Annotated in this window: 12 protein-coding genes; 11 read left to right on the top strand and 1 reads right to left on the bottom strand. The window is 67.5% G+C overall.

Going from position 1 to position 11,913, the window contains the following annotated elements:
* Positions 1-76 precede the first annotated feature (76 nt).
* From ACVWZN_RS11065 to hslU, 11 genes are all read left to right on the top strand, one after another.
* On the top strand, positions 77-1,045 hold the full coding sequence (locus tag ACVWZN_RS11065; protein ID WP_456953855.1) for a helix-turn-helix transcriptional regulator: 969 nt from the start codon (positions 77-79) through the stop codon (positions 1,043-1,045).
* Positions 1,046-1,222: 177 nt separating this feature from the next.
* The gene (locus tag ACVWZN_RS11060) at positions 1,223-1,528 is read left to right on the top strand and encodes a hypothetical protein (RefSeq protein ID WP_456953854.1); all 306 of its coding nucleotides are present in this window, start codon (positions 1,223-1,225) and stop codon (positions 1,526-1,528) included.
* 67 nt (positions 1,529-1,595) lie between these two features.
* On the top strand, positions 1,596-3,698 hold the full coding sequence (locus ACVWZN_RS11055) for a prolyl oligopeptidase family serine peptidase (protein WP_456953853.1): 2,103 nt from the start codon (positions 1,596-1,598) through the stop codon (positions 3,696-3,698).
* A gap of 77 nt (positions 3,699-3,775) precedes the next feature.
* Positions 3,776-5,944, top strand: coding sequence for a S9 family peptidase (locus tag ACVWZN_RS11050; protein ID WP_456953852.1), 2,169 nt, complete (start codon positions 3,776-3,778; stop codon positions 5,942-5,944).
* 95 nt (positions 5,945-6,039) lie between these two features.
* Positions 6,040-6,534 (top strand): hypothetical protein, encoded by a 495-nt coding sequence (locus ACVWZN_RS11045; RefSeq protein ID WP_456953851.1) that lies wholly within the window; start codon positions 6,040-6,042, stop codon positions 6,532-6,534.
* A gap of 37 nt (positions 6,535-6,571) precedes the next feature.
* Positions 6,572-6,814 (top strand): LPS translocon maturation chaperone LptM, encoded by a 243-nt coding sequence (lptM, locus tag ACVWZN_RS11040; protein ID WP_456953850.1) that lies wholly within the window; start codon positions 6,572-6,574, stop codon positions 6,812-6,814.
* Positions 6,815-6,818: 4 nt separating this feature from the next.
* The gene (gene dapF / locus ACVWZN_RS11035) at positions 6,819-7,655 is read left to right on the top strand and encodes a diaminopimelate epimerase (RefSeq protein WP_456953849.1); all 837 of its coding nucleotides are present in this window, start codon (positions 6,819-6,821) and stop codon (positions 7,653-7,655) included.
* The gene (locus tag ACVWZN_RS11030; RefSeq protein ID WP_027081734.1) at positions 7,652-8,326 is read left to right on the top strand and encodes a DUF484 family protein; all 675 of its coding nucleotides are present in this window, start codon (positions 7,652-7,654) and stop codon (positions 8,324-8,326) included. Before dapF ends, ACVWZN_RS11030 begins: the two co-directional genes overlap by 4 nt.
* On the top strand, positions 8,316-9,251 hold the full coding sequence (gene xerC / locus ACVWZN_RS11025) for a tyrosine recombinase XerC (RefSeq protein WP_456953848.1): 936 nt from the start codon (positions 8,316-8,318) through the stop codon (positions 9,249-9,251). Before ACVWZN_RS11030 ends, xerC begins: the two co-directional genes overlap by 11 nt.
* 83 nt (positions 9,252-9,334) lie before the next feature.
* Positions 9,335-9,886, top strand: a complete 552-nt coding sequence (gene hslV, locus ACVWZN_RS11020) for an ATP-dependent protease subunit HslV (RefSeq protein ID WP_456953847.1) — start codon at positions 9,335-9,337, stop codon at positions 9,884-9,886.
* A 76-nt stretch (positions 9,887-9,962) separates the two neighbouring features.
* Positions 9,963-11,321, top strand: coding sequence for an ATP-dependent protease ATPase subunit HslU (hslU, locus tag ACVWZN_RS11015; protein ID WP_456954755.1), 1,359 nt, complete (start codon positions 9,963-9,965; stop codon positions 11,319-11,321).
* Between the two features lie 7 nt (positions 11,322-11,328).
* On the opposite strand, the gene ACVWZN_RS11010 is transcribed toward hslU, so the two are convergent.
* A complete protein-coding gene (locus tag ACVWZN_RS11010) occupies positions 11,329-11,817 on the bottom strand; it encodes a DUF6328 family protein (RefSeq protein ID WP_456953846.1) in 489 nt (162 codons plus the stop codon).
* Between the last annotated feature and the right edge of the window lie 96 nt (positions 11,818-11,913).

Below are 11,913 nucleotides of genomic sequence, written 5' to 3'. Positions count from 1 at the left end.
GCCCTAGCCGCTGGTGCGAGGGCAGTGCCATGCTTGGCATCGGCATCGGCCCCGGCCCCCACGACCTCGAGCCCGAATGGAACGCATCGAACGCATCCACGCCCTGCACCGCATCCTGAGCGCCTCGCGCTATCCGGTCACGGTGCAGCGCCTGCAGGAAGAGCTGCAGTGCTCGCGCGCGACGGTCTACCGCGACCTCGCCTACCTGCGCGACTACCTGATGGCGCCCGTCGTCGGCAACGGCGAGGCGGGTTTCCGCTACGACCACAGCGACGGCACGCGCTTCGAGCTGCCCGGGCTGTGGCTGTCGTCGGAAGAACTCTATTCGCTGCTTGCTGCCCAGCAGTTGCTGGTGCGCTCGGGCGGCGGCGTGCTGTCGAATGCGCTGGCGCCGCTGCAGCAGCGCATCGAGAAGCTGCTCGGCGAGCATGCGGGTGGACGCCGCGTGCCGGTCGAGCGCGTGCGCGTCATCCCGCATCGCCGCCGTCGCCTCGACGAAGCCAGCTTCCGCAACGTCGCCACCGCCGTGCTCGATCGCCGCCAGCTGGTGTTCGACTACCGCGCGCGTTCGACCGACGAGAAGACGCGCCGCACCGTGTCGCCACAGCGCCTCACGCACTACCGCGAGAACTGGTACCTCGACGCCTGGGACCACGAGCGCGAAGCGCTGCGCAGCTTCGCCGTCGACCGCATTCAGAGCGCGCGTGTCTCCGACGACGCGGCGCGTGATGTGCCGGACGAGGAACTCGATCGCCAGCTGTCGTCCAGCTACGGCATCTTCAGCGGCGCGCCCAAGGGCTGGGCCACCATCGTGTTCTCGCCCAAGGCCGCGCGCTGGGTCGCCGACGAGCACTGGCATTCGCAGCAGCAGGGCCGCTTCCTGCCCGACGGCCGCTTCGAGCTGAAGGTGCCCTACAGCACCGAGCGCGAGCTGCTGATGGACGTCATGCACTACGGCGCCGACGCCGAGATCATCGAGCCCGCCGCGCTGCGCCAGCAGGCGATCACGCATCTCGAACTGTCGCTGGGCAAGTACGGGCGCTGACGACGACGCGCCATCCGGCGCGCAATGCAGCACACACCGATCGCCACGCAGGTTCGCCCGCGTGGCGATCTGCTTTTCGGGGTTCGCGACCGCACCGTCCGTCGCCCCGATCCGGGCATCGCAGCCCATGAGACCCGCGGCGTCGATGGTGCAGACCCGTCCACTGCCGCTGCCGCCATGACGACCGAAGCCCGCACCCCGATGTCCGTCCTCGACGAAGTCCTGTGCACCGTGCTCGCCATTGGCGCGGTGCTGGTGACGTTGCTGCCCGCCGCGCGCGGCATGTCCACGTTCGGCTGGCTGCCGATGTGGCTGGTCGGCATGCCAGCGGTCGCATGGTGGGGCCTGCACGGTTTCGCGTTGCCGCGCCGTGCGATGGAATCGGAAGCGGTGGCCATCGGCGCCGCATCGGGTCGCACGCAGCCGCAGGCCCGACGTCGTGTGCGTCCGGTACGTCGTGCCGAGACCCGCCGCGCGGCGTGATCCCTGCCGCGGAGCGGCGTCCTGCGGCTGTGCTAGCGTCCGGGCTTTCCCGAAAACCCGCGACGCGATGACACGACGTACGACTGGCATTGTCCTCACTGCCGTACTGGCCACCGCGAGCGCCGCGAGCGCGCAGGAGGCCGCCGTGCAAACCCCCGACCCCTATCTCTGGCTCGAAGACGTCACCGGCGACCGCCCGCTCGCCTGGGTGCGCGAGCACAACGCCAAGACCGAAGCCGAACTCGCCACCACGCCGGAGTTCAAGCAGCTCGAAGGCGAGATCCGCGCGATCCTCGACTCGGAAGCGAAGATCCCGGCGGTCGAGAAACTCGGCGCCTACTACTACAACTTCTGGAAGGATGCGCAGCACGAGCGCGGCATCTGGCGCCGCACCACGCTCGACGAATACCGCAAGCCGAACCCGCAATGGGAAACGGTGCTCGACGTCGATGCGCTCAACAAGGCCGAGAACGCGAAGTGGGTCTTCCACGGCGCGAACTGCCTGAAGCCCGACTACCGCCACTGCCTGCTCGCGCTGTCGAACGGCGGCTCGGATGCGGACGTCACGCGCGAGTTCGACCTCACGACGAAATCGTTCGTCACCGACGGTTTCTACCGCCCCGAAGCCAAGGGCGGCATGGACTGGATCGACATCGACCGCGCCTACGTCTACAGCGATTTCGGCGCGGGCACGATGACGCCGTCAGGCTATCCGCGCATCGTCAAGGAATGGACGCGCGGCACGCCGCTGGCGTCGGCGAAGGTCGTGTACGAAGGCACGGATGCCGACATGTACATCGCGGCGCAGCACGACAGCACGCCGGGTTTCGAACGCGACTTCGTCAGCCGCACCATCGCCTTCTATAACGACGAGCTGTACCTGCGCCGCAAGGACGGCAGCCTGGTCAAGATCGATGCGCCGAATTCCGCGCAGAAGTCCGTGCATCGCGAATGGCTGGTGCTCGAACTGCGCGATGCGTACACGGCCGGCGGCAAGACCTACAAATCCGGCAGCCTGATCGCGACGAAGTTCGACGATTTCATGGCCGGCAAGCGCGACTTCGACGTGCTGTTCGAACCCGACGAGCACAGCTCGCTCGCGAGCGCGACGTGGACGCGCCATCACGTCGTGCTCAACGTGCTGGAGGACGTCAAGAACCGCCTGAGCGTGCTGACGCCGAGTGCGAACGGGTGGGCGCGCAGTGCATTCGTCGGCGCTCCCACATTTGGGACGCTCGAGGTCACCGCCGTCGATCCCGACGACAGCGATGCAGTCTGGCTGACGGCGACGGACTACCTCACGCCGACCACGCTGTCGCTCGCGACGCTCGGCGAGAAGCCCGAAGTGCTGAAGACGATGCCGACGTTCTTCGACGCGTCGAAGGACGTCATCGAACAGCATTTCGCGACGAGCAAGGACGGCACGAAAGTCCCGTATTTCATCGTGCATCCGAAGGGCATGACGCTCGACGGCACCGCGCCGACGCTGCTCTACGGCTACGGCGGCTTCGAGATCTCGCTGACTCCTGCGTATTCCGGCGGCGTCGGCAAGGGCTGGCTGGAGAAGGGCGGCGTGTACGTCGTCGCTAACATCCGCGGCGGCGGCGAGTACGGCCCGCGCTGGCATCAGGCCGCGCTCAAGGCGAACCGTCACAAGGCCTACGAGGATTTCGCGGCGGTCGCGCAGGACCTGATCGCACGCAAGGTCACGTCCCCGAAGCACCTCGGCATCCAGGGCGGCAGCAACGGCGGCCTGCTGATGGGCAACATGCTCACGCAGTACCCGGAGCTGTTCGGTGCGGTCGTCGTGCAGGTGCCGCTGCTCGACATGAAGCGCTACAGCCACATGCTGGCCGGTGCATCGTGGATGGCCGAGTACGGTGACCCCGACACGTCCGACTGGGACTTCATCCAGCACTTCTCGCCGTACCACCTGTTCGACCCGGCGAAGACGTATCCGCCGACCATCTTCATGACCTCCACGCGCGACGATCGCGTGCATCCGGGCCATGCACGCAAGATGGCCGCGAAGATGCTCGATGCCGGCAAGAACGTGCGCTACTACGAGAACATCGAAGGCGGCCACGGGGGCTCGGCGAACAACGCGCAGGCCGCGCACATGAGCGCGCTGGCCTTCACGTTCCTCTGGACCACGCTCGGCAGCCGGTGAGCGTCGCCACGTAATCGACCGATTCCAGGGCCGCCTCCGGGCGGCCTTGGCTTTTTCTTTCCACGAGGACACGCACAATGCGCGCCTTCCTGACGTTCCTGGCCTTCGCGCTCATGACCACGACCATTCACGCCGCCGACCTGCCCGCACCGCCCGACGTCGCCAAGAAGCCGCATACGGTGAAGGCGCCGTTCGGTGCCGAGCGCAGCGACGAGTACTACTGGCTGCGCGACGACAAGCGCAAGAACCCGGAGATGCTCGCCTACCTCAAGGCCGAGAACGCCTACGTCGATGCGTACATGCATCGGCTCAAGCCGGTCGAGGATCGCCTGTACGGCGAGATCGTCGGCCGCATCAAGCAGGACGACAGCTCGGTGCCGTATCGCGACAAGGGTTGGTGGTACTACTCGCGTTTCGAGACCGGCAAGGATTACCCGGTGCATGCGCGTCGCCGCGATGCACAGGGCATAAGCGCCGCATCGATCCAGCAGGCCAACGACGCCGGCGACTTCGCGACCGAGCAGGTGCTGCTCGACGTCAACACACTCGCGCACGGCCACGAGTACTACAGCGTCGGCGACTACGCCGTCAGCCAGGACGGGCGCATGCTCGCCTACGCAGACGACGCGGTCGGCCGCCGCCAGTACGTCATCCGCTTCAAGAACCTGGACACCGGCGAGGTGTATCCCGACGAGATCCGCAACGCGTCCACCGACATCGTCTGGGCCGACGACAACCGCACCGTCTTCTACATCGAGAACGATCCGGAAACGCTGCTGACCAAGCGCGTCAAGAAGCATGTGCTCGGCGCGCCGGTCGCGCAGGACCCGGTCGTCTATGAGGAAGAGGACGACAGCTTCTACATAGGCATCGATCGCACGCGCGACGACCGCTTCATCTGCATCTCGGTGAGCAGCACGGTGTCCGACGAGATGCGCTTCGCGCCTGCAGACGATCCGCGCGAGTTCGCCGTTTTCGCACCACGCGAGCGCGACGTCGAATACACGGCCGACCATTACGCCGGTCGCTGGGTGATCCGCACCAACGAAGGCGGCGCGAAGAACTTCAAGCTGATGACCGCGCCGACCGAGGCGCGCTCGCGCAAGGAATGGAAGCAGTGGATAGCGGCCAGCGACGATGTCTTCATCGAAGAGTTCGAGATGTTCCGCGACTTCACCGTCATCGCCGAGCGTTCCGATGGCCTCGAGCGCCTGCGCGTGCTCAAGTCCGACGGTTCGCAGGACTACGTCAAGGCCGACGAACCGGCATACAGCATGGGCCTCGCGACCAACGCCGAACCCGAGACCGACTGGCTGCGCTACACCTACACGTCGCTGACCACGCCGGCGACGACCTATGAAGTGAACACGCGCAGCGGCGAGCGCAACCTGCTCAAGCAGCAGGCGGTGATCGGCTACGACCCGTCCAAGTACACGACCGAACGCCTGTGGGCCACCGCGCGCGACGGCACGAAGATTCCGGTGTCCATCGTCTATCGCAAGGGCTTCAAGAAGGATGGCATCGCTGCGCTGCTGCAGTACGGCTACGGCAGCTACGGCATGTCCATGGACCCCGGCTTCAACATGCCGGTCGTCAGCCTGCTCGACCGCGGCATGGTGTATGCGATCGCGCACATCCGCGGTGGCGAGGAGATGGGGCGTCGCTGGTACGACGCGGGCAAGCTGTTCAACAAGAAGAACACCTTCACCGACTTCATCGACGTCACCGACGCGCTGGTGAAGGACGGTTACGCCGCGAAGGATCGCGTCGCCGCGTACGGCGGCAGCGCCGGCGGCCTGCTGATGGGCGCGATCTCGAACATGGCGCCCGACAGGTACCGTCTCATCCTGTCGCAGGTGCCGTTCGTGGACGTGGTGACGACGATGCTCGATCCCACGATCCCGCTCACCACCAACGAATACGACGAGTGGGGCAACCCGGAGAAGAAGGACTTCTACGACTACATGGTCACGTACTCGCCGTACGACAACCTGACCAGGCAGTCGTACCCGGCGATGTTCGTAGGCACGGGATTGTGGGATTCGCAGGTGCAGTACTGGGAGCCGGCGAAGTACGTTGCGCGGCTGCGTGACCTCAACACCTCGCACGAGCCGGTGCTGTTCCGCACCAACATGGACGCCGGCCACGGCGGCAAGTCCGGACGCTTCCGCCGCTATCGCGAGTTCGCCGAGATGTACGCGTTCGCGCTCGATCGGCTTGGCGTGGCGGAGCCGGCGACGAAGTAACGCGACACGCAACGCGGCGGCCGACGCACGGTCGCCGCAGTGCGCGATGCGATGGCAGGGTGTCGGCACCGTCGCCACCGCCTGCGGAGTGCCCGATGTCCACGTCGTCCATGCGTCCAGTCGTCATCGGCGGACTGATCGCCGGCCTGCTCGACCTGCTGTTCGCGCTCTCGTTCGCCGGCGCCAACGGCGTCGGGCCGGTGCGCGTTTTCCAGACCATCGCGAGCGGCTGGCTCGGCAACGCGGCCTACGACGGCGGCATGACGACCGCCGCGATCGGCCTGGTCTCGCACTTCGCGCTCGCGCTGATCTGGGCGTTCGTGTTCCTCGCTGCCGCGCGTCGCCTGCCGGCGCTGGTCGCGCATCCGGTGGTGGCGGGCATCGTGTTCGGCGCGGTCGTGTTTTTCGTCATGCGGCTCGTGGTGCTGCCGCTGTCGGCCTACCCGCGACCGGTCACCTTCAAGCCGCTGTCGACGGCGCTGGACCTCGCCTCGCACACGCTGCTGTTCGGCCTGCCGATCGCGTTCGCCGTGCGCCGCGCGCTTCGAGGCGGCGGCGACGGCGCGATGGCGATGCCCGCGTCGGCCTGAGCACGGGCACGTCGCGGCCTCGCGCTACACTCGCGGCATGAAGCCTCGAATCCTCGTCGTCGCCCTCCTGTCCCTCGGTCTCGCCGCCTGCGGCAACAAGGGCCCGCTCGTGTTGCCGACCGCGCCGCCGCCGGAACAGGCGCCGCCCGCGGAGTCGCCGCCGGCCACGCCGCCGACCCCGGAAACGCTCAACGACACGCAGCACGCGACGCCGCCGCAGGGCAATGGCACCGACGCGGGCGACGCGCCGCCGCCGCCGAGCCCGACGCCGCAGCGATAACGCCATGCGGTTTTCCAAGATGCACGGCGCGGGCAACGACTTCGTCGTGCTCGACCTGCGCGACGGCCGCGCTGCGCCCTCGCCGGCGCTGTGCCGCGCCATCGCCGACCGCCACACCGGCGTCGGCTGCGACCAGATCCTGACCATCGAGCCGGCCGACGCGCCGGGCGTCGTCGCGCGCTACGGCATCTTCAACGCCGACGGCAGCCGCGCGGGCCAGTGCGGTAATGGCGCACGCTGCGTCGCCGCGTGGCTGCGTCGCGATGCGATCGCGCGTGGCGAGCCGCTCGCGGATCGTTTCGACGTCACCAGTCCCGCTGGGCGGCATGCCGTCGAGTTCGTCGACGCCGATCGCGTGCGGCTGGACATGGGACGCCCTCGCTTCGATCCGGCCGATGTCCCGCTTGCCGGCTTCGATGTGGCGGGCGAATACGGCGTCGATGTCGACGGTCACGCCATCCGTTTTTCCGCGGCGTCGATGGGCAACCCGCACGCGGTGATCCGCGTCGACGATGTCGACAGCGCACCGGTCGAAACGCTCGGCCCCGCGCTGCAGGCCAATGCCGCGTTTCCCGATTCGGTGAACGTCGGCTTCGCGCAGGTCGTCCATCGCACGCATCTGCGCCTACGCGTGTTCGAGCGCGGCGTCGGCGAAACACTGGCCTGCGGCAGTGGTGCGTGCGCGGCAGCGGTGATCGCGATGCGGCGCGGCTGGGTGGATCGCGCGGTCGACGTCGCGCTGCCCGGCGGCACGCTGCGCATCGAGTGGCCGGACGACGCGGCATCCGTCGCGATGACCGGTCCGGCCGCATTTGTTTTCGAAGGAGATTGGCTCGAATGACTGACACCACCGAAAAACTCGGCGCGCATGAAGTCGCGACGTGGCTGCGGCGGCATCCCGAGTTCCTGCGGCAGTTCCCCGACCTCGCCGCGTCGCTGGTGGTGCCGCGCGAGTCCGGCCCGGCCGCGTCGCTGGCGAGCTACCAGCTCGAAGTGCTGCGCGAGAAGAACCGCGAGCTCACGCGTCGACTGCAGGAACTGTTCGCGAACGCGCAGGAAAACGAACGCCTGTCGGTGCGCATCCACCAGCTCACGCTGGGCCTGATGCGGCAGACCAACGCGGCCGACACGCTGCGCGCGATGGCCGCGTCGCTCGCCGAGGATTTCAATGGCGACCTTGTGCGCATCGTGCTGCTCAAGCCCATCGAAGGCGTCGAGGCCGGCGACTGGCTGGACGTGATCGGCCCCGGCGACATGCGCTTCAAGCCGTTCGCGGATTTCCTCGCAGGTGACGAGCCGCTCTGCGGCCGCCTGCAACCCGCGAAGCAGGACGTGCTGTACGGCGACCGCGTCGACGATGCGCAGTCCACCGCGCTGTTCTCTGCGCAGGGCTTCGCGATGATCGCGGTCGCCAGTCGCGATCCCAACCGCTTCTATCCCGGCATGGGCACGCTGTTCCTGCGCATGATGGGCGAGTCGCTCGGCGCGGCGCTGTCGAGGTATGTCGACTGACTTCGCCACCGCGGACGCCGCGACGCCGGCGTCCGTCGATGCGTTCCTCGCGCATCTCGCGGGCGAGCGCCAGGTCTCCGCGCACACGCTCGATGCCTACCGCCGCGACCTGAGTTCGCTGGCCGCGTGGTCGGCATCGCACGCGGTCGCCATCGAACAGCTCGACGGCGAACACCTGCGCGCCTTCATCGCCGACGAGCATCGCCGCGGTTGTGCGCCGAAGACGCTGCAGCGTCGACTGTCCGCATGTCGCAGCTATTTCGGCTGGATGCTGCGCCACGGCCGCATTGCCGCGAATCCTGTTGCCGGCCTGCGCGCACCCAAGGCGGCGCGCAAATTGCCGCGCGTGCTCGATCCGGACGAAGCGAAGATGCTGGTCGAAACGCCCGTCGACGCACCGCTGGGGCTGCGCGATCGCGCGTTGCTCGAGCTGTTCTATTCATCCGGCCTGCGCGTGTCCGAGCTCTGCGGCCTGCGCTGGGCGCAGATCGACCTCGACGACAGCCTCGTCACCGTGCACGGCAAAGGCAAGCGCGAACGCACCGTACCGATCGGTTCGCATGCACGCGCCGCGCTCGGTGAATGGCGTGCGTCGACTGGCGCGAAGTCCGACGACGCCGTGTTTCCCGGTCGCGCCGGTTCACCGATCACCACGCGTGCGGTGCAACTGCGCGTGCGCCAGCTCGCCGAGCGTCAGGGCCTGTTCAAGCAGGTGCACCCGCACATGCTGCGGCACTCGTTCGCCAGCCACATCCTCGAATCGTCCGGCGACCTGCGCGGCGTGCAGGAATTGCTCGGCCACGCCGACCTGTCGACCACGCAGATCTATACGCACCTGGATTACCAGCATCTGGCCAAGGTCTACGACGCCGCGCACCCGCGCGCGCGCCGGCGCAAGGCGGACGTGCCCGACGACGGCGCTTGAACACCGCGGGGGCGACCCTCATCTCCGGTGAACGCCGGCGCCGCCGGTAACCGACCGCGCATGCGGTCCGCTCCGGAGCCCGCATGGACCCCAGTCAGAATCCCAACGTCTTCCACGCGACGACCATCCTGTCGGTGCGTCGCAATGGCCATGTCGCCGTCGGCGGCGACGGCCAGGTCACGCTCGGCAATACCGTGATGAAGGCGAACGCGCGCAAGGTGCGCCGGCTCGGTCGCGACGGCCAGGTGCTCGCCGGTTTCGCCGGTGCCGCCGCGGATGCGTTCACGTTATTCGAGCTCTTCGAATCCAAGCTTGAAAAGCACGGCCAGCTGACGCGCGCCGCGGTCGAGATGGCCAAGGACTGGCGCACCGAGCGCCGCCTCGGAAAGCTGGAAGCGCTGCTGTGCGTCGCCGACAAGGAAACGTCGCTGATCGTGTCCGGCACTGGCGATGTGATCGAGCCGGAAGACGGCATCGTCGCCATCGGTTCCGGCGGGCCGTATGCGTTGTCCGCCGCGCGCGCGCTGCAGGCGCACACCGCGCTCGAAGCCCGCGAGATCGTCACCGAGGCGTTGAACATCGCCGGCGACGTCTGCATCTACACCAACCGCAACATCGTCGTCGAAGAGATCTGAGCGCACCGCGCCGATCGTCGACCGCCACCTCATTGCGAACCCCATGCCCGTGAAGCCCGACACCACCAGCGCCACCATGACCCCGCGCGAGATCGTGCAGGAACTCGACCGCCACATCGTCGGCCAGCACGACGCCAAGCGCGCGGTTGCCATTGCGTTGCGCAATCGCTGGCGGCGCATGCAGCTCGAACCCGAGCTGCGCAACGAAGTGATGCCCAAGAACATCCTGATGATCGGGCCAACTGGCGTCGGCAAGACCGAGATCGCGCGACGCCTCGCCACGCTGGCGAACGCGCCGTTCGTCAAGGTGGAAGCCACGCGTTTCACCGAGGTCGGCTACGTCGGCAAGGACGTGGAGCAGATCGTGCGCGACCTCGCCGACACGTCGGTGAAGATGTATCGCGAACAGGCGAAGACACGCGTGCGCACGCAGGCCGAGGAGCGCGCGGAAGACCGCATTCTCGACGCGCTGCTGCCGCGCCGAGAGAAGGGTCCCGTGTTCGGTTTCGAGGACACCCAGGCGCACGACGACGACGCCGAGGAGCAGAAGAAGTACGACGCCACGCGCGCCAAGCTGCGCAAGCAGTTGCGCACCGGTTCGCTGGACGAGCGCGAGATCGAAATCGAGACCGCGGTGAACGTCGGCGTCGACATCATGGCGCCGCCGGGCATGGAGGAAATGGGCCAGCAGCTGCGGCAGATGTTCTCGCAGGTGGCCGGTGCGAAGACGCATCGCCGCAGCATGAGCATCTCGTCCGCGCGCACGCAGCTGATCGAGGAAGAAGCCGCGCGGCTGGTCGACGAGGACGACGTGCGCGACGCGGCGATCGAAGCCTGCGAGCAGCACGGCATCGTCTTCATCGACGAGATCGACAAGATCGCCAAGCGCGGCGAAAGCGGCGCGACCGGCGGCGACGTCTCGCGCGAAGGCGTGCAGCGCGACCTGCTGCCGCTGGTCGAAGGCTCCACGGTGAGCACCAAGTACGGCTCGGTCAAGACCGACCACATCCTGTTCATCGCGTCCGGCGCGTTCCACCTCGCCAAGCCGAGCGATCTCATCCCCGAGTTGCAGGGCCGTTTCCCGATCCGCGTCGAGCTGTCGTCGCTGAGCAAGGACGACTTCGTCAAGATCCTCACCGAACCGCGCGCGTCGCTCACGTATCAGTACGTCGAGCTGATGCGCACCGAAGGTGTGGATCTCGTGTTCGCGCCGGACGCGGTCGACCGCCTCGCCGAGCTCGCCGCGCTGGTGAACGAGCGCCAGGAGAACATCGGCGCGCGTCGGCTGCACACCGTGCTCGAGCGCCTGCTCGATACGCTGAGCTATGAAGCGCCGGATCGAGGCGGCGATGCGATCACCATCGACCGTGCCTACGTCGATGCGCACCTGGGCGAACTGGTGAAGGATCCGGACCTGTCGCGCTACATCCTCTGACGCGCGGTCACTTCGACACGGACGGATCCAGCTTCAGCAGTCGGCTGACCAGAGGCAGCACGATCCATAGCGCCACGAACACGCAGAGCAGCGCGCTGGCGATGGCGGTGCCGGTATGCGGGCCGTCGATCAGGCGGCCGACGAGGTAGGCATCGAGCACCAGCGCCAGCATGAGCAGCGGCATGCCGGCCATGAGCAGGCGCGTCGATAGGCGCAGGAAGTGCGCGCTGATGCGATCGGGCGCGGTGAGCCGGTGGTAGGCGGCGGGCGTCATGATCAATGCGATCGCAACCACCACCAGGCCGATCGAGCCCAGGTGCAGCATCTTCTCGCCGTGGCTGAGCGCGGTGTCGAAGCGCTCGCTGAAGACCGCGACCAGCTGGAAACCGAACAGAGCCTGCACGCCGGGCAGGACCATGCGGCATTCCTCGATCAGATCGTCCGCGGCCTTGCTGAGCGATAGCGCCTCGACGCCATTGACGTGATGTACCGACATCGAAACCCTCCGTCCCCCGACCATGCAAAGGCGGGTGTAGCGACGGTGTCATCGAAGCGTCATCGGGCGTGTCGGGTGGATGAGGTCGGCTGGCCC

This window comes from Lysobacter sp. HA35, assembly GCF_054061195.1.
This window is presented reverse-complemented; position numbering and strand designations above follow the sequence as displayed.